We start from the raw sequence: 22,225 nt of genomic DNA, 5'->3' as shown, positions 1-22,225 counted from the left end.
ACTTGTGAAAGCTATAAATTTTAACTTTCTAAATGAATATGCAAGTTAAATGCCAAGTTAATTAGAAGTAGAAAAGTAAATCAAGTCATCGATTTTTTGAAGCTATGCCCTGCTTTAGCTGAGCATGCGAAGTTTAGTAGAGATTGAGACGATGGGTTGAGGGCGGCATAATGAATGGAACCTTCCAGCTCTAAAAGCTCTTAGATTGTCATGGATGAGAATTACTTTTGCTTTTTTGAGAATAGAAAAAGGACCCTCTTCAGGATCCTCTCTGGTACATATATGATACATAGATGCTCAACTACTTTTCACTATACTTATGGATGGTCTCCTCTTTAATTTCAGTAATATGTGTAGCCATTAGCTCCTTAGCCGCGTCAACATCCTGTCTAAGCAATGCTTCTAAAATTTGTTTATGTCTTTGATTAGCTTGCTTTGGTCCTTCCACATCCCTTGTAATGATGACTCCGAACCATTGAATTTGCGCTTCTATGGACTGCATCATATAGAGCAAGCGCTGATTTTGCGAATAACGGATTAATGTCTTGTGTAGATTCCGATCAGCCGTAAAAAAAGCTTGCACATTCCCTTCATCCAGCTCTTTTTCCGCTTGAATCGCTTCTTCTACTAGGTCCTCTAAGACCTTTTGAGGAATCCTTGGTACAGCTAACTCAATAGCTAGAACCTCTAAAGCACGTCGTACGTCATAGATTTCTTCGATGTCTTTGAGCTTAGGTGTATTGACGAAAGTACCGGAGCGCGGTCTTACTTCAATTAAGCCATCCTGCTGCAAATGTGTCAGGGCTTCCCTCAAGGGCGTTCGACTGACACCAAGCTCTTCAATAAGCTCGTCATAAATAATACGCGCACCCGGAACCATCTCATTATTAATAATCTTATCTCGTAGGTAAATGTAAATACGGTCAGATAAATTTCTGTTATCAATAATAGATTTATACTCCATTTTTTCACACCTCAATACTCATCATACACGTATTCCGCTTGTGATTCTACGTCATTTTCTCAAGATCTTAAAACCGAATCACAGGTTTGTGTACTTTCTTATGAATAGCGTCTTCAAAAGCTTGATTCACTTGATCCATTGAATAATACGAGATGAGCGGTTCAACGTCAATTTTGCCATCTAGCACAAGTCTAATGGCTCGTTCAAAATTATGCCAATTTGAGGCAAAGCTTGTATAAATGGTTGCTTCCCTTCGAATCGGCTGAAATAGATTTACTTCTACTGGCTTTGTAAATAATCCCACTAAGGTAATGGCTCCACCTTTAGCGACAACATCTAAGCAGGTTTGAAGGACGGGTCCAGCCCCTGAGCATTCAACCACTGCATCCACTGTTTCTCTACCGTAACGTTCCTTAAGAGCCTCTTGTACAGTCTGCTGACTGAAATTAATCGTCTGGTAGCCGAATTTCCTTGCTAAAGGCAGTCTGGTCTCTTCATCAGAATCAATCCCTACAACAACTGGCTCAGCTCCAAGAGCTTTAACCATCTGTGCGGCAATTAATCCGATTGGTCCTGGTCCAGTAACCATAACCAGTTCACCAGCCTTTATCTCACTCCGATCCAGAAGAGCATGGGCTAATACTGAAACTGGCTCTATTAAACTGGCTACATGCATAGGGAAGCCTTCTGGTAGTTTGTGAATGTATCTAGCTTTCGCGGCGACAAATTCGGCAAAAAAGCCATCTCCATGCATCCCTCTAATTTGAAAGCTGGCACATAAGTGAGGCTTTCCACGGAGGCAGTATTCGCATTGCTGACAATACTCAATAGGCTCAATGACTACCTTCTCACCTGGTTGCAAATCTGTAACAGCAGAGCCTACTTGAACGATTTCTCCTGCTCCTTCATGCCCCATAATAACAGGAACTTGAATATAATGATGGGTCGGGGCGTAATGATAGGCGTGAATATCCGAGCCACAGATGGATCCTGAATACATTTTGACCATGACTTCGTCCGGTTTTAAGGCAGGCTTTGGTACGTCAATGACCTGGACACAGCCTGGTTTACGCTCTGTTTTTACAATAGCCTTCATCTAAGCAACTCCTCTCTTCCTTCTACTAAATCGCTTTAACTAGACCTCCATCAACTAGAAGCGTTTGACCCGTTACATACGTATTAGCAAAAGAACCTAAAAAGAGTAGTGTCTTGGCAAACTCATCTGGCTCTCCATATCGACCAATAGCAATCTGTTCCTGCTTAGAGCTTTGTACAGCGTCTATACTGGTCCCAAGCTCCTTTGCTTTGGCTTCATCAAACTCCACGACTCTATCTGTTCTAATCTGACCAGGTCCTACTGTGTTAATTAGAATCTGATCTTTTGCTAGCTCTAAAGCAAGGGATTTAGCCAAACCTACAACCCCTAAGCGTAATGTATTAGATAATAAGAGATTTTCTATTGGTTGTTTTATTGAAGAAGAGGTAATGTTGATGATCCGTCCACTTTTTTGTTTCTTCATATAAGGCAAAACGCCTCTTATGGTACGGATATAACTTAAAAGTGTCAATTCAAACGCGTTGTACCAGTCCTGATCGTTAAAATCATCAAATTTGCCGGCCGGGGGACCACCGGAATTATTGACTAGGACATCGATCGTCCCGAAGCGCTCAGCTGTAGCTGCAATCAGCTTTTCTAAATCTTCTCCTTTAGATACATCCGCTACAAAGTACGACACATCTCGTCCAGTTTGCTCCTTTATCTCTGCTGCTGTCTTAATGAGTTCCTCTTCCTTCCGACTGGTGAGCATGACGTCAGCTCCTTCAGCAGCAAACTGAGTGGCTGTAGCCCTCCCAAGCCCTTTACTAGAAGCTAACACCAACACTTTCTTCCCTTGCAAACCTAAATCCATAACGATCCTCTCCTTTTAATTATGGTTTTTTCCGACTCCAATATTCTTCTGCAACCTGAATGGCTCCTACTGCTGTACAAAGGTCAACCTGCTCATCAGTAGCTTCAATAACGACTAGTTGATTTGCTGTTTCTCCCATTAAATCCTGCCATCCTTCTCTTAGAAGTGTGATAAATACCTCACGCAGTGGGTTTGAACCCCCTACCATAATCCATTCAGGATTTTCTCTGAGAAGCATGTCCTTTAGGATTTGTAGGTCAGCTGCTAGCAGGCATCCCACAAAATAATTAGCTCTTTGATTTTTCGACAAATCGGCAAACAGATCTAGGAGGCGAACATGGAACAATACTCTTGTAAGCCCTAATCTAATTCCCTGCCGAAAGCCTGCTAGAAGCGTATCTGGTTCAACGTTTTCCAGCAATGGCTGACCCAAGGATGCGGCAAGAATCGTTTCCTGACTTAACGCTTGGAGCATTTCTCCGCTTAATGTAGAAACACTTGATTCGATCCTCCCTTGTTCAGAAAAGGAGACATACTTGGTATGTGAGCCTGGTAAAATAATTAAACCTTTACCTCGAGGAGCATGCTGCTGGACTAGCCCAAATGCTTCCACCTCTTCACCACGCATGACATCAAATTGATTTATCTGCTCCACCGCTACTTCTGACGGAGCTTCAGATTCCTTGCTACCTGCTGCTAAGGATTTTACCCCGGGCACAAATAGACACGGGATACCTTGGAGTTCAGTAAACTCCTTCTGCACACTAGCTGAGACTAATGCATCGATATCAGCAGGAGCAAGAGCATGGGGCAATTCTAATATCCCCAATGGACTGGTCAGCATTCCTGAAGCAACCATATAGGCTATATCCTTAGAGGATAAATTATTTCTTTCCAAAAGCTCAGCAACACTAGTTATAATGGCATCTTTCAGCTTTCCATTGTGACCTTCAATGGCCGTATTTCTAACTCCTACCTGTCGTTTTATCTGATCCACGATGGTTGTATTTTCAGCTTTTACAAGACGTACACGCGTATTTGTTGTTCCTGAATCTATTGCAATGATATACATACATGCCACCCTTACCTTAGTCTTGTTTGTTGCTCTTAGCTCTCAGCTTTGGTAGATATGGTCTTACAATTGGTGATAATAAAGATAGAGCAGCTAACACCAACAAGACAACAGCAATAGGACTAGTCAAGAAGATCATCATGCTCCCATCAGAAAGAACAAGCGCTCTCCTAAACTCACTTTCAGCCATTGGACCTAATATGATAGCCAAGATAATTGGAGATAGGGGGAATTCAAATTTTATGAGTATATAGCCTAACAGTCCGGCACAAAACATAATGATAACGTCGATATAATTGTTGTTAATGGCATATGAGCCTACAACACTTAAAGTTAAAATAACTGGAACTAGAATACTCTTCGGTATAGCTAATACCTTCATGAATAAACGGATTCCAAGAACCCCTACTAGTAGTAACACGAGGTAGGAAATAAGCATTCCGGAGAATAAAGAATATACGAGCTCACCGTTTTCTTGGAAAATTTGTGGTCCCGGACGAATTCCTTGAATCACTAGGGCACCCAGCATAACGGCTGTTACCGCATCTCCTGGTATTCCCAAGGTAAGCATTGGAATGAAAGCACCTGCTGTTAAGGCGTTCCCCGCTGCTTCAGGGGCAGCTATCCCCTCTGGACGCCCTTCTCCAAAGGCATATTTAGATTTTTTCCGTGTCCATCTTTTTGCTTCATTATAGGAGGCAAATGCGGCTATATCCGCTCCAGCACCTGGAATAATACCAAGAAAAACTCCTATAATCGCAGAGCGTATAATGGTTACCCACAGAGTGAACAAATCTTTTATTTTCTTGAAAATACCGCTAACCTCTAAAGCAATTTTTTCAGCGATATCCCTACTCTCTACATTACGGAACGCTTCTGCCGCAGCAAAGAGACCAACTAATACAGGGATTAAGGATAAGCCGCTTTGTAGCTGATATTGTCCAAATGTAAATCTTGGAACGGCCGTCACTGGGTCTAGACCGACAAAAGCAATAAGCAAGCCAATACAGCCTGAAATTAATCCTTTTATAATCGACTTACCAGATACAGCTGTAATAATTGAAAGTCCAAATATCGCCAGCGCAAATTTCTGTGGGGAGGCAAACTCTAAGGCGATTTGAGCTAGCTGAGGTGAAACTAGAATCAAGACAAGGACACCAATTAATCCACCTGCTACCGATGAAACGATAGCGATCAATAAGGCTCGTCCAGCCTCATTTCTTTTAGCCATAGCATATCCATCAAGAGTAGTTGCTGCAGCAGCAGGAGTACCTGGTGTATTAAGCAGGATAGCTGTAATTGAGCCTCCATATATACCACCAAAGTAAACTCCCGTTAATAGAAGTAGAGCTAGCAAGGGATCCATTCCAAACGTTAAAGGAACGAGTACAGCTACCCCCATTGTAGCTGTCAGCCCTGGTAAAGTCCCAAAGAAAACTCCTACAAGGACACCAAACACAATCATCAATAGAACGGAGGGTTGCAGTACATTACCTAAACCAACAAGTAACATTTCCATAGCTAAACACCTCTATAAAATAATGCCCGAAGGCAAAGGAATGAGTAAGACTTTTAAAAATACATAATACAAAGCAAAAGTAACTGCAAGCCCTGTCACTACAACAGCTATTTTGTTTGTGGCTTTTAACAATAGGGAGAGCCCTATAATCAGGATAGGGGTAGAAATTAAGAAGCCGAGTATAGGTAGTAGAAACACGTACCCCCCGAAAACAACCATAACCAGCAGAGCCGTCCATGATCCTTTATGAAATATCTGCTTCCAGCTTTCTTTGTCTTGATTGGTAATGAAGGACTTTCCGGCAAGCAAAACACCTAAGCCTAATAGAAGATAGCCAATGGCCTTTGGAAAAAAGCCTGGTCCGACGTCTGCTGTTGGGACTGTAGGTAGGGCTGCCGCTAGTAGCACCATAACTAACCCGATTACGGCTATGATCAGCCCTACTATCATATCTGCATATTTCACTTGGTCTCCTCCTTCTAAAGCAAGCAGGGAATAGACGAAGAGGCTTATATTTCTATCTCCATCCATTCCCTCCAAGATAAGCACATTAACCAGATCCACTTAGGAGAGATAAATTTGCTTTCTCTCCTACTCTCTTAATCCTAATTCTTCAACAATCGTATTCCATGATTCTGAATTTGATTGAATCCAATCCTGAAAATCACTAGAGCCACGAACCAGTATTCCTAGTCCTGCATTCCCCATGAAGTTCTCAAAGCTCTCTTCATTGGCTGCTGCCGTAAAGGCCGTTTCAAGCTGCTCCACAATTTCTTGTGGCATATCCTTAGGTCCAGCTATACCTCTCCAAGTACCTGAGACAATTTTTCCTATTCCTGCCTCCTCCATCGTAGGCACGTCTGGCATGGCATCTACACGCTCTTCGGCAGCTACAGCTAATGTTTTCAGCTCACCAGATTCAACCTGAGAAAGAACCTCTCCTGGACTAACTGTAACAGCGTCTACCTCACCAGAAAGTAAAGCAATGACGGCAGGCGCTGCACCATCATAAGGAATATGAGAGAATTGAGTTCCAGTCTCTTGAGCTATCGTTGCCGCAACCAAATGCCAGATTGAACCTGAACCAGCGTTCCCTATTCTTAGACCAGGGTTTTCTTTGGCATGCTCAATAAATTCCTCAGCTGTTTCCCACGGAGCATCTGCTCTAACAGTTATGGCACCTGGATCCATGTTGACTTGAGCTATTGGCGTAAAATCATCTGGAGTAAATGGTGCCAATCCTAAAGCAGGTAAAGTTGTTAATTCAACCGTAACCATAGCAAGTGTATAACCATCCGGCGAAGCGTTAGACACATCGGCTAGTCCAACAGCTCCTCCTCCACCCGTTTTGTTCATAATTCCTATATCATTCGTTAAGTGTGGCTTTACTGCATCCACTAATGCTCTTGCAGCCGCATCCGTTCCCCCACCAGCAGCATATGGAACGACCAATTGAATTGGTTTACTTGGGTAATTAGACGCGTCTTCAGCAGTCCCACCTGTTCCTCCGCTACATCCTGCTAAAACAAGAATGGAAAGCAATGCAACAAGCATTAAACGATAAAGATTTTTCTTATTATTCATTTTAGTTCCCCCTATTCAAATTCTGGTAACCGCTTTCAATTGTTTCGAAACGACCAGATATTTCTTAGTGCGGCAAAGCTTTAATTTCCTTCATTTCCTATTATTTGTTGAAGGATTCAGCAATTCGTACAAATTCTGCTGCTCTGTCTTTAAGCTCACTAAAGCGGTTGGTAGCTAGAAGCTGCTGATCTGTTAACGCGCTGCCAATCCCTAGAGCAAATGCACCAGCCTCCATAAATTGGGCAGCGTTCTCTAATGTTACTCCTCCAACCGGTATCATCTTGATATATCCTATTGGTCCCTGCAAATCTTTAATGTATGCCGGCCCAACACCACTTACAGGAAACACCTTCACAACCTGTGCCCCAAGCTCAGACGCTTTGATGATTTCCGTTGGTGTAAATACGCCTGGAATCACAGGAATTTGATATCTGTTAGCCGTTTGTATAACGGACTCAGACAGGTTAGGAGCCAAAAGGAAGCTGGCCCCTGCCCGAATCGCTAAGCTTGCAGACTCTTGATCTAATACAGTTCCCGCTCCAATCACCATGTCGGGGAAGTGGGCTTTGATAAAGGAAATACTTGATAACGCATCCTCTGAATTCATCGTGACTTCAATAACCCTTATTCCCCCGGCATGTAGAGCTTGTACAGTCTTTTCTAAGACGGGAAAAGGAACAGAACGGATAATAGCTATGATCTTATTTTGCTCAATGATGCGTAAAGCTCCATTCATTTCACTGACCTCCTTATCCCTCATCTTGCTCTCCTTATAGCCTTCGTTTAAAACTTCAAGTCCTTGACCTCAATATTATGCTTCTCACAATATTCCATATACCTTTTCATTTTACTAAACACATCATCCTGCTCAATGATTTGATCCTGATCATCTAAATAGTGGATACTCCCCTCTAGTATAAACAAAGTGATCATCTCTTCTTCTCCGTCTACTACTAAAGTGTGGATATCTCCAGGCGGCTCATACACAAACGTCCCTGGCTTCGCTACCCAAGTTCTTTCAAGATAACGCCATTGACCTTGCATCGTATAGGCCATCACCTGTCCACCTGTGTGACGATGTCGATTCACCGCTCCACCTGGCTTAACTTTAAGAAGATTAATCCATTGACCTGTTGCTAGATTAAATCTTACAGGCTTAAACCAAACACGATCTCCTTGTGGGACCCAAGGAATTTCTTCTAAATCAATCGCTTGATCTGGTAGACCAAATAGTTCTGTAAATTCGTTTAGTGTTTTTGACATCTCTTATTCCTCCAATTTCATTTCTTAGATATTTTTTAAACTGCTAGTATGCTTCAAATAAGTTCCCTACATTTCATTATGCTGGTGGGAATAGGGCTGGGTCTCCTGCTAGAAGGCCTCCATCAATAGGAATATCAACCCCTGTAACAAAGCTAGCTTCATCAGACAATAGGAAGTAGACAACAGCCGCAACTTCTTCTGGTTTACCAAATCTCCGCTGAGGAGTACGCGATAAAATGCGTTCCTTAAAGACAGGATCTTTCGTAGCTCCTGATGACAAAGGAGTTTCTATATACCCAGGGCTTACAGAATTAACTCTGATATACTCCCCTGCCCATTCTACAGCTAAGCACTGTGTAACTTGAAGGACTCCCCCTTTAGAAGCAGCGTAAGTTAATAGGTTTTTGCTACCATAGTGAGCGAGCATAGAGCCAAAGTTGACAATACTCCCTCCACTTACTTCTTTCATGTATGGATACACAGCCTGACACATGAATGCGCTTCCAATTAGGTTGATATCAATGACTCTCTTTAAATCAGTGGCAGCGACCTCCGCTGCTGGTGCTCTTGTAATAATCCCTGCTGCGTTCACCAGATAATCCACTCTCTCGAAGTGTTCGTAAATCCTCTTAACCACTCCAAGAGCTTGTTCTTTATCAGAAACATCCGCTTGAAAAAATCTAACCTCTTTATCACTCTTACTGTCTAATTCTTCTGCAATTTGTCCTGCTTCCTTACTTACATCGACTATGGCTACATGGATCTGTTGACTGATCAGCCTTTCAACGACCGAGCGACCTAACCCTGAAGCACCTCCTGTAACAATAGCCACAGGAACTCTCTGATCCATATCATCCCTCCTCCTCTATCGCTCTAAATATTCTATTAATAATAATTAATCTAATATCTGATATATTACATATAAGAAAAAGAAATGTCAATAATATGTCGAAATTAATTTTGTTATTCTTTTTTTATTTGTGATATTTGTCATTGAGAATATACGAAAATGTTTACGTGCCTGCTATTTCACTAACATTTTTGAAACAAAAAACACCCCTTTATTTAGGGATGCGAGTGAACCCATGCACTATTAATGCGGTAATTGAGAAGCAACCGTTGATTTATTGTAAGAGGAATTCCTTTACACAAAAGGGTTCTTCCACTCCATCAGTACAGCATAATGATGAGATTCTTCATCCTCTAGATAATTGTCTACTAAAGCTAACGGTGTGCGACCACTTCGCAGTAGAAAGGAAAGCACAGGGTCCTTTATTTTCCCTTTTACAACCTGATCCATGTACTGTTCAGCTGTAAGCTGATGAGCATATTTATGGTAGCCTGGCATACGCCCTCCCCCAAGCAAACGATCAAGATGAAAATGAACAACTACTTCATATAAGGATTGCAGTAGCCACTTTCCAAGATCAAGCTTGCGGTAGGATGGTCGAATACAGATATCTACGACGTATAAGGCATTTCCTTTAGGATCATGGTTTCGAATATACCCATTATCAGTAACCTCTTCCCACGTATGCTTAGGGTTCTCAGGGTCAAAATGAGTCAACAATGATGTCACAGAACCTGCTAACGTTCCTTCTACTTCTATACATAACGCTCCCTGGGGAAAAAGATTCACATGGTTTGTTAACTGTTCCTCATTCCACCACAATTCTGAAGGAAAAGGAGGAGGAAAGCTTTCTTGTTGAATGCCAATCAATTCAGCAATATCCTGCTGCTGGTATGTCCTAATCGTCACTTTCCGATTTCCTTCCCCACTTGGAAGATAAAGCTGCTTCTTATACATTCACATTTCCTCCTCTACTTTCATTGTTTGCTTTTGTTTGCTCTATTCTATTATTTTCGTTTTGGCCCGTATATCATCTACAGTTGGCAAAGCTCCAGCTGTACAGGAGTGACCATGTAGTCCTGATCTCTAATCGTCCGAGCATGACAAAAATAACGACACTTGGAAACCATGACGGTCATCCGTACGGCTGAAACACGCATATTCAGTGGCTAGACACTCCTAACCCTCTAAGCAAGCAGGTTTCGTAAACAATCATGAACCTCATTATATACAATTTTTAAGGATTTTCAATCCTTAAAAATCTGGGTGCTGCGCAGGAGCATCATCCCATCAAAGCTGCCACCAGGAATAAACTCTTGAGGTCGCTCCTGCCAGACGTTATTTAGCTCACTTCCTTCAGGATTTTGAACCTCCACCAAAAGGATTTCCAGCTCCTGATTTACAGGCAATTGATCGTCACATCTAACCCACCATCGGGGATTCCTGTTTGTTTCAGATATAAATCTTCTCCTATTTCCAAAGGAATAGTTTGCTCGGCTAACTGGATTGAAGAAGCGTTTGTCTCAGGGAGAATCAGGTAGAGCATACTCGTGTTCTCATCTGTTTTAATCCTCAAATGGAGGCTCTGCTCCCCATTCGCTTCCCCTTTCTCCAACACTTCTACCTCTGTATGGGGCATTGAAACAACAGGAGCATCTCCTACCCAAAGAGGGGCATCTCCTGCTCCAGGTAGAACTTTTTCAAATACTGAGGGATTCTCCTCACTGACATATTCTGAAGTCCACTCGTTTGGATGAAGTATAGTTGTCCATTTGGCCTCCTCTGTGTCGCTATCTAACACATAAAACAAATTGCTATTTACTTGTCTGCTTTCACTTGGAGTTCCTAGTGCCCAAGTCGTTCCTAACAGAACAAGAGCAATACCAACTGGTATAAGGCTCATCCATTTGAAGGCTACTATAACTTCTTTAAGGGGGACATACAGCATGGCTAATACGAACACAACTAGCACATTAACGAATACATTGATCCCCACAGGTAAAAAACCATAGAACAATTGTAAGATAGTTGTGAATAGCAGGACAGGAGGAATGACGAACAGAGTAATGGATATAAAACTCCTAATGCTCCGCTCTTTCTGCGGCCTAAGCATAGCAATTCCTGTAACGATTAATGAGATGAATAAAGGCCAGGCGAATAGATACGTGGCACCCTTTAAAAATACTGTAAAGCCGATTAATATCAATAGCCAAACAAACGACGTACTTAAAAGAACGGCCCAATGATTTAGTCTGACCTTCATCAGCTGCCAAACAATCAAGCAAATTCCGATAGTCAGTAACAAAAAGCTAATATTGTAAAGCATACTATTGTATAAGCCACCAGCTAGCATTGTCATTTTATGCGCCCATAACCTATCAACAAGCAACCAAAGTGGAACAAGCACAGCAAGAGTAATTACACTTGCACCTAGCAGCATACCAAAGCTTGAACCAAGCTCTCGGATAGAGCTAAGCTTCTTTCTCCACCCATAGACAAAGACAAGGGTGTACAGAATAGTCAAAAAGATTGTGAATGGTAGCACAAAGTTCTCTGAGTAATGAAAGACCTTCCCTAACACACTAAAAAATACTCGATTGCTCTGTGGCTGCTCCCCCGTCAGATCTAGATTTCCAAAATGGCGAGCCAGATAAAGAGCATTTTCACCATGATGCTGTAGGGTGCGCAGATCGACATTTTCCAAACTATCTCTAGTTGTATGGTAGACTGTCCACCCTTGACCATAAGCAAAATTAATACCCGGCATCCCCGCTTCAATAGCGATCGTTAAATCCGTATCATTAGGCATTTTTTCGTAAAAGCTGCTTAATAAAGACGAGGTTACTGGGCGAGGGGCTACCTGAGCAAACTCACGAATCAACCAATCATTCTGCGGACTCGTTTGAAACATCAAGGAGGCTCCCTTTGAGCCTCGAGCTTCTAAGTTGACGACAATCCCTGTTCCGTCTATACGACCTGGCATGTCCCAAAACTCTTGGGCTCCAATCAATCCTATTTCCTCCGCGTCCGTGAAGGCGAATAAGATATCATTCTGTAGCTGTGGTTCAGATTGGAGAATTTTTGCTACTTCAAGCAAGGCAGAAACGGCAACTCCGTTATCATTAGCTCCAGGTCCTGTAGGAACAGAATCGTAATGTGCCATGAGAACAACTTGCTTCTGTTTATCTCCCCCGCTTCCTTTGATTGAACCAATCACATTATGCACATCTACACTGTTTACAAAGTGATTGGAGGGGTCCACATACTGACTATGTTCCACCTTGACCTCTAATCCGAGCTGTGTTAGCTGCTCAACTAGATACTGCCGTACCTTTGCATGTTCTACTGAACCTGTTGGATGAGGAGCTTGAGCAATCCTTTCAAGGTGCTGCATAGCTCGCTCTGCTGAGAACTCCGTTTCTGGTGCATCATTGGCAACTGGAGTTGGGGGAAGCTCCATTGTCATACAAAGTAGTATTAAACCTAAGAGTAGAAAGAGAGTAAACCATGCTTTCATCTTTGTCTGTTTTGTTTGTTCTAAAACCGTTTCTGTGTTTGCCATAGTACGATTCCTTTCCTAACGAATTCCGATTACCTGTTATATAGTTTCTGGATCACTTCTAAAATGTATTGTCATAAAAACAGACTCTTTTCAAAGAGTAAGAGTCTGTTTTTTTTATTTTCATGTGTGGTTTGCAAGCTAAGGTCTGCTTATAATACTTCTGTTATGGCCGTTGAGGGAAAATACCTTCTAGAGCGATAATAAAGTTTACGGTTAGAAAGGGTTGTTTATTTTCATGAGGGGTACTTCCTCCGCTTGGAGAAATAGCAGCAGGACTCATAGGAACTAGGTTAGAGTTTGGGCTAGTATAAGTCTCAGCTTGTCCTCGTCCACCTGAGGCCCAGACCGCTCCCTCTGGAGATGCTTGAGTACCTGATCCAGCAACATTAACGGAATGCAGATGATTAGGTAGATTTGCTTCAATTAATGTAACTGCGTTCTCACCCCCCATTTGGCCTAGGATTCTCTGACTCAGCCCAGGACCATTTCCAGCATGCAGAGGGACCCTTCCTTGCAAGTTAGGTAAGGCAAACGTTGTTTTTCCATCTCCACCATATGTTGTACCTAGGATGGCAAAGAGTGTCGTATTCTGCGATATAGGTATCAGTTGCCCATTACAAAACGCCCATCCTAATGGTGCATAAGTACCTGAAAAAACTCTAATCTCCCCTATAAATGGATCCATATTAAATTCCTCCTTTTATCTCTCACTTTAAAACGAGACTTTCATTCTTAATTTCTGCTCGGGTAAACGCCTTGCAAAGCAATACAAAAATTCAAAACTCCGTAAGGTTGCATATTAGAATGAGCCTGTCCCTGGCCTACATTTCCTATAGAACTAGCACTCATTTGGGTATTAATTGTTGTACCGTAGGGCTTATTTGTTTCATTAGAAGCCCAAACTAAATCATTTGCTTGCCTGTTATTTGCAGGAGTTGAAGTACCCATTACCGTATGTTGGTGATTTGGCATTTCAGCTACTGTTAGAGTATGTGCTTCCTGCCCGCCGACAGCCCCCACCGGTCCTCCGCTATGCACAGGAACTCTCCCCTGTAGATTAGGAAGAGCAAAGGTATTAACACCATCTCCTCCGTAACTCCTTCCTATAAGAGAATATAATGCTTGATTCTGTTGAATCTGTAGTAATTGTCCATTACATTGAGCCCAACCTTGCGGTGCATAACCATTAGCAAACAGCCTAATTTCCCCTAAAAAAGGTTCTGACATTAGTAATTCCTCCTCTAGTTATTTTTTGTTGCTTTTAATATTACATCATCTTATCTAGATTCCAGTCTGTAGCCATACTCTATCTGACAATGTGCCTATCTCCATACCTTTCCTATCCTTGTTGCGGAAATATCCCTTCTAAGGCAATAATGAAGTGAATGGCAGTAAAAGGCATTATATTATTATGTGGTTGGTTTCCTCCCACAGAACTAAGAGCTCCTTGAAACATGGTCCCGCTAACTTCACTTTTAGAATACTGAAGTACATTATTAGCCCACACATTCCCAGAAGGATTTGCCTCAGTACCTGTATCTGATGTAGCGTTCACTATGTGTGTGTGTGAAGGTAGCTGATTAACCGATAATTGAACCGTCTCACTTCCACCAAGCTGCCCCAAGGAGTAGCTTGTCCCCGTAGTAGCAGACCCCTGATGAATGGGTACCCTCCCTCTCAAATCCGGTAGTCCAAAGTTCGTTTGACCGTTTCCACCGTAGGTTGTTCCTAACAATGTATACAGCAATTCATTTTCTGCAATCTGCAAAAGCTGTCCGTTGCAAAAGGCCCATCCGCTTGGTGCAAAACTCCCCCCAAACATACGTATTTCTCCTATGTATTGATCCATCTCTATTCCCCCTAAAATTATTTAGTACTAGTTATATTCAATCTTCTGGTGACCAATGCATGCTCACGTATAATTCATTTTTTGAAACGATTTGAAAGCTCCGCCTCAGATACCATTCGAAGGCTTTAATATTGTTTGTTTGCACGCTTAAGCAAAGAGGAAGCCGTATAGTCGCAGCTTCATTTTGTAGCTCTAATAGAAAATGTGTTCCAATACCCATCCCTTGGTAATCTGGTAGAATTATAATATCGACTAATCGTAGTTCACTACGATTTTGAACGGTAAGCAGCTTACCGATTGGATTCTCTTCCAAATAGATTATTTTAGCTTCTATATTTGGAAATTGGGACTGATAGGACTGACATTGATAGGTATATTGCATTTTTAGAAAGTCTTGCTTTTCTTGTGCCGTCCAATTCCAAAAAGCTAGCTCCTGCTCTCTAGACTTACAATATAATAAATAAAAAAAATCCTCTTCTTCTAACCTTGAATTTATGGTTCTTGTAGACATTTCTAAATGATTAGGAACCTTCATCTGACCTCCATACCTTAAAGGTAAAAGAATCTTATACTATCTTTTACACTTACACAGTTTATAGGAACCCTTTTGGTCCTCTGGTTCTTATTCATAAAAGATGCCGAACAGCTTCAAAACGAATCTTACCTAAATAAACTGTTCGACATCTGATTTACTTAACCCTATTCCTATTACAACAGACGCAGCAATCGATCAAACATCACAGCTAGTTGGGCTCTTGTTATTGGTTCAGCAGGAGACATAGTAAACAGCTCCCCTTCAAGTAGTCCTAACTCCATACCTAAAGCTATTGCCACACGAGACCATGGCTTTAAATCGGCTTGATATGCATAACCTTGCAGAATTGTGTCAACTTCCTGCTCCGACAATGAAACATCACGTTCTATGAATTCCAAAGCACGAGCAATAATAACACTTGCTTCCTCTAAGGTTATTTCCTGCTGTGGTTTAAAAGTTTGATCACCATATCCTTGAATCAGCCCGACGGCTAATACAGCTTGTAACGCTGCTTCATACCATACGTTGTCTTTCACATCAGTAAACCTTGCATCTTGACGGTCTGTCCATAGCCCTAATCCTCTCGCTGAAATAGCCGTAAACTCAGCTCGATTAACCGGATCGTTTGGAGCGAAGTGTTCATGATCTCTACCATTTAGAATGAGTAGCGAGGCTAAGTGCTCTACCTCCTCTTGCGCCCAATGTCCAACCATATCTTTAAATGACTTGGTTGATGTCTGAACGAATCCAATATTTCCAAGTAACGCACTAATAACAGTAAGATGGCTACTATTATTGGCTTGTTTAATCCATTTTGTAGGCAGAGGTAATAGGGAGCCGTCCTCTAAAAGGAGAACAGCAGTCGTAGTTGCAGCCTCTACCGTGAAAGGAATAGAGACAAGCCCCGAAACTAACCCAGTAAGATGGTTTATAGCATATTCCTGCTCGTTCTGAACTAGAAATAATTGTATATTCAGAATAGGTTTAAGGGCTTTATACCCCTCCTTTTGAGCGTAATTCTGCCATGTAGTTTGAACCTCATTTGATCCTTTTCCTGCTCTAAGGAGTATTCTGACGTCACTACCCTGAAGTCCAAACGTATTTTTTAACTCTTTAAGTTTAAGTAACTGAATTGGGAGTCGATACACAGCTTCTTCAGTGTCAATTTCCAGATCAAGTTGGTGTTTGTGCAAAAGCTCAAAATGTTCCGTTGTTAACTCTGCCTCTAGGGTATCTATTTGACCAGTGATAATTAGCCTTAAGGTATCCTCAAGTACATCCATTTTTTGAGAGAGTAGTCTATCATTAAAGCTAATTCTAAGGACCTTCTTCCCATCTAGTGTGGAAAATTGGGTACTTACTGCCTGTGTTAAAATCCCCTCTGCTCTGACACTTATTTCCTCTACATCTCTTTGTTTAGGCGGTACTGGTGGATTAATGGAAGGAGGCGGCTCTGGCAGAGGCTCAATAATATACCTTGATATATGAATTTCTACCGTTGCTTCCTCTGAGTATAGTTCACCATCAAACGCCCGATACGTAAATGTCACTACTCCGTGATCCTCTCGACTTGATACGAATTCAAATGTACCTGTCTGATCAAAGTTCCTAATCTCACCTTTTTCCGGATGCTCTACAAGCTCAAAGCTTAATTCATCCGGCTCGTTGTCTACATCTGTGGCTCTTAGTTGCCCTTCAAGGATACTGCCTGCTAACATGCTAAAACTCAAATTCTCTGCTACAGGTGGGTCATTTACAGGAGCAAGGTCCATTCTTAGAATTTCATGCCCTCCAAAGTATTCATATTCATTTCCAACGGTCCATACAAGATCCGTAATACCGTTCCAGTCCAACTCTGGTGTGAACATCAACTCTTTCTGTTCTAACTCAGCCCACGGTATGACCTGCTCGACACCTACCGGCTCACCGTCAAGAGTAAGCTCTCCGTGACTTGGTAGAGTCAATATTTTAAGCGAGTATGGTGCTTTTTGGTCCTCGTTTTCGTATTTAAAATCATCTTTGCGTAATCTTAAAGCTTCATCTTCAAAGCCTGAAATGGTATTAAATAAAGGCTCAGGAATTGTTTGATAGATAATACTCTCTGAAATAACCGCCGTATTCTGATTCCCTGCTTCATCTTTGATTTGCATAAAGACACTCTTTTCACTGATCCCGTTATCCTGAAAGGACCATGGGCGTTCAATCTCAATAGGTTCTGAGCCTATTCCATACTCGACCCATTCATTGACAGGGCTATCCCATGAATCTAGAGATTCACTCAATCTGACATATAGTTTGGTAGAACCACCAGTATCTTCTGCTTGAATATCAATTGATACTAGAAGTGAAGGAGTGTAGACTGCCCCACCATTAATAGCTAGACCTGCGGTTGGTGGAGTTTTATCAATTGTAAATCCTTTAATTGTTTCGTTGCCAGCGCGGTCCCTGACTAGTACCTCGTAGCTATCTTCTTCACTGACCGTATCACCACTGGCGAATGGATCTCCATTCAACGTTGCTAGGATCACATCGGCCTCATCATACGTTATTACTTTATCTTCGTTGTAGTAGTAACCATCCTCTACTCCATCCACCCAAGGAGCCGTTTTATCGATCGTAAAGCTTACTACTGTTTCGTTGCCTGCTCGGTCCCTGACTAGTACCTCGTAGCTATTTTCTTCACTGACCGTATCACCACTGGCGAATGGATCTCCATTCAACGTTGCCAGGATCACATCGGCCTCATCATACGTTATTACTTTATCTTCGTTGTAGTAGTAACCATCCTCTACTCCATCCACCCAAGGAGCCGTTTTATCGATCGTAAAGCTTACTACTGTTTCGTTGCCTGCTCGGTCCCTAACAACCAGCTCGTGGTCACCTTCTTTGCTTACCGTATCACCACTGGCGAATGGATCTCCATTCAACGTTGCTAGGATCACATCGGCCTCATCATACGTTATTACTTTATCTTCGTTGTAATAGAAGCCATCCTCTACTCCATCCACCCAAGGAGCTGTTTTATCGATCGTAAAGCTTACTACCGTTTCGTTGCCTGCTCGGTCCCTGACTAGTACCTCGTAGCTATCTTCTTCACTGACCATAACACCACTGGCGAATGGATCTCCATTCAACGTTGCCAGAATCACATCGGCCTCATCATACGTTATTTCTTTATCTTCGTTGTAGTAGTAGCCATCCTCTACTCCAACCACCCAAGGAGCCGTTTTATCGATCGTAAAGCTTACTACCGTTTCGTTGCCTGCTCGGTCCCTAACAACCAGCTCGTGGTCACCTTCTTTGCTTACCGTATCACCACTGGCGAATGGATCTCCATTCAACGTTGCTAGGATCACATCGGCCTCATCATACGTTATTTCTTTATCTTCGTTGTAGTAGTAGCCATCTTCTACTCCATCCACCCAAGGAGCCGTTTTATCGATCGTAAAGCTTACTACCGTTTCGTTGCCTGCTCGGTCCCTGACTAGTACCTCGTAGCTATCTTCTTCACTGACCGTATCACCACTGGCGAATGGATCTCCATTCAACGTTGCCAGGATCACATCGGCCTCATCATACGTTATTTCTTTATCTTCGTTATAATAACTGCCATCAATTACACCCGTCACCACTGGAGGAACCCGATCTAAATAAATGTTACTACTAACAGTTCGTTCATTGCCTAAGCCATCTCTGAGCTTAAGGTAAACAGTCTTTTCCCCATCCACCTCATCTGAAAGATTCCATGTTTTGGACTCTAAAAAGTCCTCCCATAAATCCTCTGACCATGTATCCTCATCGTTTGAAAGCTGCATTTCAATCTGACCTATGCCGTCATTGTCATCTGCTTCCAAAGCAAGGGAAACCTGCGAGTTATTTGTATGTGTTTCATCGTTATTTATTGTTATGCTTCCCGTTGGAGGGGTTGTATCTAAGTAAATATTTGTAGTAATCGTTCGTTCATTATTTAGTCTATCTCGCAGTTTTACGTGCACTGTTTTTTGCCCATTTCCAGCAGACAAGTCCCAAGCTTTTGAAGGAGAGAAATCCTCCCACTCACTCCAGGATTGACCATCATTTGAGAACTGCATTTCTATCTCGCCTATGCCCTCCCCATCATCTGCTGTTAGAGTTAATGTTACTTGCCCACTATTTGTATAATCCTCGTCCTCACCATTAATACTTACGCTTCCAAGGGGAGCTGTACCATCTAAAATAATAGTATTGCTAACTAGGGTATCGCTAATATTGCCCGCTTTATCCTTTAGCCACACGTAGGCGTTTTTTGCCCCATCCCCCGGATAATCAAGCGTCCAATCAGCTTCACTAGCAAAGGATACCCACCCATTACTAGTACATGCATCATCGGTATTTGAGAGGCACATTTGATCAAGGTATGCATCATTTCCCGTAATTTCTAATCTCACAGAAGCTGTATTAGTGAAATCGACTCCATTCCTTGACACTTCAGCAGGAATACGTAGATTTCCTGTAGGTTTAATAGTGTCTAGGATGACCGTTGTGGAGTAAACCTCAGACAGTGAACCACTCTCATTTCTGAATTGTACATCAATTTTCTTAGAGCCATCACCACTAGAAATGACCCATTCCTTCGTCTCTTGGAATGGCTCCCAATGTTCTAAATTTTGTCCTTCATTGTAAATATTCATCTCAATCTGACCTTGCTCAGGATCTATTGCTGACAAGGTTAAATTCACTTCAGTTGTATTCGTAAAGCCATTTCCTTCAATTGTTAGTGAGCCTGTCGGAGGTTCGCTCGCCCCATAGGTTATCATTAATTTTGGGTGGTAGCTCGGGTTCGAATGAGCCATAGAATACAAATAGACTCTTCTTTCTTGACCGGGTTGTGCTCCAGGTTCAGGTCCAGTTGCACCCTTAAAGACAAATGTAGCTGTTCTAGGCTCTCCACTTTCTACCCTACTTTTAATATAATTGGTAACATCAGAGACTAACTCAACATTCTCCTGAGCGCTAATAGGAGAAACATTATCAATTAGAGTAAGAGTGTCTAAGGGAGGCATACTAGTCCCCTCTCTCCAGCCTGTTTCACTGGAGCCATAAATATCTAAATAGGCATTATTTACAGTTGCACTTGCACTTTGCTGCCACAGTATGAGCTCGGCTTTTTCAATCGTTCTATTAGGATTTACAGCTCCTAAATCAAATTGAATGACACTTTCTGTAACGATGGGGCTTCCAGCATCATACTCATAACCTACAGCATTAATATTACCTATACCTAAGTCAGACATATCAGGCTCATGGAAGCCTAAGCTTCCATTGTAATCTTCTACTGTCTTACTTTCGTTCACAGAGATTATTTCCGTGCTGCTACTAGCGGTCACGACTCTCTCCCCGAAAGCTGGATGAAACAAAGTGAAAGTTAAAAGAAAAATAAGCATGCCGGCCAAATATCGCTTCATTTTAAACCTACCGCCTTCTTTTCGTTTCCTATTTCTCGATTCATTTTATATTCAATTAACGGATTATCATCCCCCCTCTCAATAAAATGAGGATATCACAGCTAGCTGACCTACGTTAAGTAGACACTTCTATATCTACCTTTCAATTTATTATATTATCAGAATATTACCCCTATTAAACTTATTAGTACTCCCCTTCAACAGGACCATTAAAACCTCGCTCGTTATTTAGTAGGCAGGATCATCCTCCTCTCAAATTCAATGATCAAAAAAGTAACATAGATACAAACATCATACCAAAAAATACATATAAATACATCTAACTTTAGTTATATAACCACCATGATTACTTTTTATTAATACACCTCATGTTCCCTTTCGAATGAATTAAAACAATTGCCAGGTTTATAAAAATAGGCTATAATTTTGATTGATAATGATTATCAAAATCACCTTGGGAGGTCAATTAAAATAATATGAAAGCACATAACGCTACTCACACTAAAAGTAAATTATTTATACTTATTGCTATGCTAGCAGCTTGTCTGTTCATTCTAGCTGCTTGCGGTGGAAATAATGAAGCATCATCTGAGACTTCAAACGAGAGCACTCCAACAGAGCAGTCTGAAGCAACTACTGAGGAGAATGAAGAGGAAGAAGTAGCAGCTACTGATACAAGAGACATCGAGCACGCTCTAGGCACTACACCAATTACAGGGACGCCCCTGAAGATTGTTACACTATATCAAGGAGCTAATGATGCGGCGGCAGCACTTGGTATTGAGCCGGTTGGAGCAGTAGAGTCCTGGTCTCAGCTACCGATGTATGATTATTTAGCTGATTCCTTCACCAATACGACATTTATTGGAGGAGAAACGCAGCCTAACCTTGAGGAATTATCTAAGCTTCAGCCTGATTTAATTGTCGCTACTGTTGCAAGACATGAGGAGATTTACGGACAATTGAGCCAAATCGCTCCGACAATTATGACAGAATCGCTTTCTGAATGGAGGGAAACGATCGAAATGATGGGCGAGGCTTTAAACAAACAGGATGAAGCCCAGCAGATTTTTGCTGAGTGGGATGAGCGTGTAGCTGACTTCAAAGCGAAAATGTCTGATCAATTTCCAATTGAAGTGACTATAGCAAACTTTAGAGCAGATCATGCTCGTGTTTATATCACTGGCTTTGCTGGTAGTGTATTAAAGGATCTAGGCTTTTCTCGTCCTGAAAACCAACGCTCCGATGAATTTGCTTTAATGCTATCAGATAAAGAAAGTATTCCTGAAATGGAAGCTGAAACGATCTTCGTTTTCATGGATGATCATGAAAGTGTTCAGGAAAATTATAAAGAGTGGACAAGTCATCCACTTTGGGAGAACCTTGAGGCGGTTAAAAACAACGAAGTACACCGTGTCGATGAAATCGTTTGGAACCTAGGTGGTGGATATCTAGCTGCGAATTTAATGCTAGATAATCTATATGAATTCTACGGTGTTGAACAATAGTTGGCTGGGAGCCTTGGGGCTCCCATTTTTATAAACCTAATCTTATGTTTCATTCATGTAAATCTTGTGTTTTTGTTCTTGTAATTGTCATCTTGTACTAGTTTAAATTTTTATAAACCTTACTAACGAAGCGTCAAAGATAAGCTGTTAAAAATACAGATCAGT

The 22,225-nt window shown here is 41.8% G+C and carries 19 protein-coding genes; 1 reads left to right on the top strand and 18 read right to left on the bottom strand.

What is annotated here, in order from left to right; all coding sequences use genetic code 11:
* Positions 1–301 precede the first annotated feature (301 nt).
* From J2S11_RS04640 to J2S11_RS04555, 18 genes are all read right to left on the bottom strand, one after another.
* Positions 302–964, bottom strand: a complete 663-nt coding sequence (locus tag J2S11_RS04640) for a GntR family transcriptional regulator (RefSeq protein WP_307391585.1) — start codon at positions 962–964, stop codon at positions 302–304.
* Between the two features lie 67 nt (positions 965–1,031).
* On the bottom strand, positions 1,032–2,060 hold the full coding sequence (locus tag J2S11_RS04635) for a zinc-dependent alcohol dehydrogenase (protein ID WP_307391582.1): 1,029 nt from the start codon (positions 2,058–2,060) through the stop codon (positions 1,032–1,034).
* A gap of 25 nt (positions 2,061–2,085) precedes the next feature.
* A complete protein-coding gene (locus J2S11_RS04630) occupies positions 2,086–2,874 on the bottom strand; it encodes an SDR family oxidoreductase (protein WP_307391580.1) in 789 nt (262 codons plus the stop codon).
* Between the two features lie 19 nt (positions 2,875–2,893).
* Positions 2,894–3,946: a 2-dehydro-3-deoxygalactonokinase gene (locus tag J2S11_RS04625; protein WP_307391578.1), complete on the bottom strand. Its 1,053-nt coding sequence runs from the start codon at positions 3,944–3,946 to the stop codon at positions 2,894–2,896.
* 16 nt (positions 3,947–3,962) lie between these two features.
* Positions 3,963–5,465 (bottom strand): tripartite tricarboxylate transporter permease, encoded by a 1,503-nt coding sequence (locus J2S11_RS04620; protein WP_307391576.1) that lies wholly within the window; start codon positions 5,463–5,465, stop codon positions 3,963–3,965.
* 12 nt (positions 5,466–5,477) lie between these two features.
* Positions 5,478–5,930 carry a tripartite tricarboxylate transporter TctB family protein gene (locus J2S11_RS04615; protein ID WP_307391574.1) on the bottom strand — a complete coding sequence of 151 codons (453 nt, stop codon included), beginning with the start codon at positions 5,928–5,930 and terminating at the stop codon, positions 5,478–5,480.
* A 126-nt stretch (positions 5,931–6,056) separates the two neighbouring features.
* On the bottom strand, positions 6,057–7,049 hold the full coding sequence (locus tag J2S11_RS04610; protein WP_307391571.1) for a Bug family tripartite tricarboxylate transporter substrate binding protein: 993 nt from the start codon (positions 7,047–7,049) through the stop codon (positions 6,057–6,059).
* A gap of 100 nt (positions 7,050–7,149) precedes the next feature.
* Positions 7,150–7,809, bottom strand: coding sequence for a bifunctional 4-hydroxy-2-oxoglutarate aldolase/2-dehydro-3-deoxy-phosphogluconate aldolase (locus J2S11_RS04605; RefSeq protein WP_307391569.1), 660 nt, complete (start codon positions 7,807–7,809; stop codon positions 7,150–7,152).
* A 23-nt stretch (positions 7,810–7,832) separates the two neighbouring features.
* Positions 7,833–8,312 (bottom strand): 2,4'-dihydroxyacetophenone dioxygenase family protein, encoded by a 480-nt coding sequence (locus J2S11_RS04600; RefSeq protein ID WP_307391566.1) that lies wholly within the window; start codon positions 8,310–8,312, stop codon positions 7,833–7,835.
* 76 nt (positions 8,313–8,388) lie between these two features.
* Entirely contained in the window at positions 8,389–9,162 is a 774-nt protein-coding gene (locus tag J2S11_RS04595; protein WP_307391563.1) for an SDR family NAD(P)-dependent oxidoreductase, read from the bottom strand.
* 294 nt (positions 9,163–9,456) lie between these two features.
* Positions 9,457–10,119 (bottom strand): GNAT family N-acetyltransferase, encoded by a 663-nt coding sequence (locus J2S11_RS04590; RefSeq protein ID WP_307391560.1) that lies wholly within the window; start codon positions 10,117–10,119, stop codon positions 9,457–9,459.
* Between the two features lie 290 nt (positions 10,120–10,409).
* Positions 10,410–10,571, bottom strand: a complete 162-nt coding sequence (locus J2S11_RS04585) for a hypothetical protein (protein ID WP_307391557.1) — start codon at positions 10,569–10,571, stop codon at positions 10,410–10,412.
* The gene (locus tag J2S11_RS04580) at positions 10,562–12,724 is read right to left on the bottom strand and encodes a M28 family peptidase (protein WP_307391554.1); all 2,163 of its coding nucleotides are present in this window, start codon (positions 12,722–12,724) and stop codon (positions 10,562–10,564) included. The genes J2S11_RS04585 and J2S11_RS04580 overlap by 10 nt, the downstream gene beginning before the upstream one ends.
* 163 nt (positions 12,725–12,887) lie before the next feature.
* The gene (locus J2S11_RS04575) at positions 12,888–13,409 is read right to left on the bottom strand and encodes a phage tail protein (protein WP_307391551.1); all 522 of its coding nucleotides are present in this window, start codon (positions 13,407–13,409) and stop codon (positions 12,888–12,890) included.
* A 47-nt stretch (positions 13,410–13,456) separates the two neighbouring features.
* Positions 13,457–13,951, bottom strand: a complete 495-nt coding sequence (locus J2S11_RS04570) for a phage tail protein (protein WP_307391547.1) — start codon at positions 13,949–13,951, stop codon at positions 13,457–13,459.
* Between the two features lie 112 nt (positions 13,952–14,063).
* On the bottom strand, positions 14,064–14,573 hold the full coding sequence (locus J2S11_RS04565) for a phage tail protein (protein WP_307391544.1): 510 nt from the start codon (positions 14,571–14,573) through the stop codon (positions 14,064–14,066).
* Positions 14,574–14,610: 37 nt separating this feature from the next.
* A complete protein-coding gene (locus tag J2S11_RS04560; RefSeq protein WP_307391541.1) occupies positions 14,611–15,108 on the bottom strand; it encodes a GNAT family N-acetyltransferase in 498 nt (165 codons plus the stop codon).
* Positions 15,109–15,281: 173 nt separating this feature from the next.
* The gene (locus J2S11_RS04555; RefSeq protein ID WP_307391538.1) at positions 15,282–20,552 is read right to left on the bottom strand and encodes an S-layer homology domain-containing protein; all 5,271 of its coding nucleotides are present in this window, start codon (positions 20,550–20,552) and stop codon (positions 15,282–15,284) included.
* 476 nt (positions 20,553–21,028) lie between these two features.
* Between J2S11_RS04555 and J2S11_RS04550 the strand changes: the two genes are divergently transcribed.
* Positions 21,029–22,060 (top strand): ABC transporter substrate-binding protein, encoded by a 1,032-nt coding sequence (locus tag J2S11_RS04550; RefSeq protein ID WP_307391536.1) that lies wholly within the window; start codon positions 21,029–21,031, stop codon positions 22,058–22,060.
* Positions 22,061–22,225: the final 165 nt, after the last annotated feature.

This window comes from Bacillus horti, assembly GCF_030813115.1.
GTDB classification, from domain to species: domain Bacteria; phylum Bacillota; class Bacilli; order Caldalkalibacillales; family JCM-10596; genus Bacillus_CH; species Bacillus_CH horti.
This window is presented reverse-complemented; position numbering and strand designations above follow the sequence as displayed.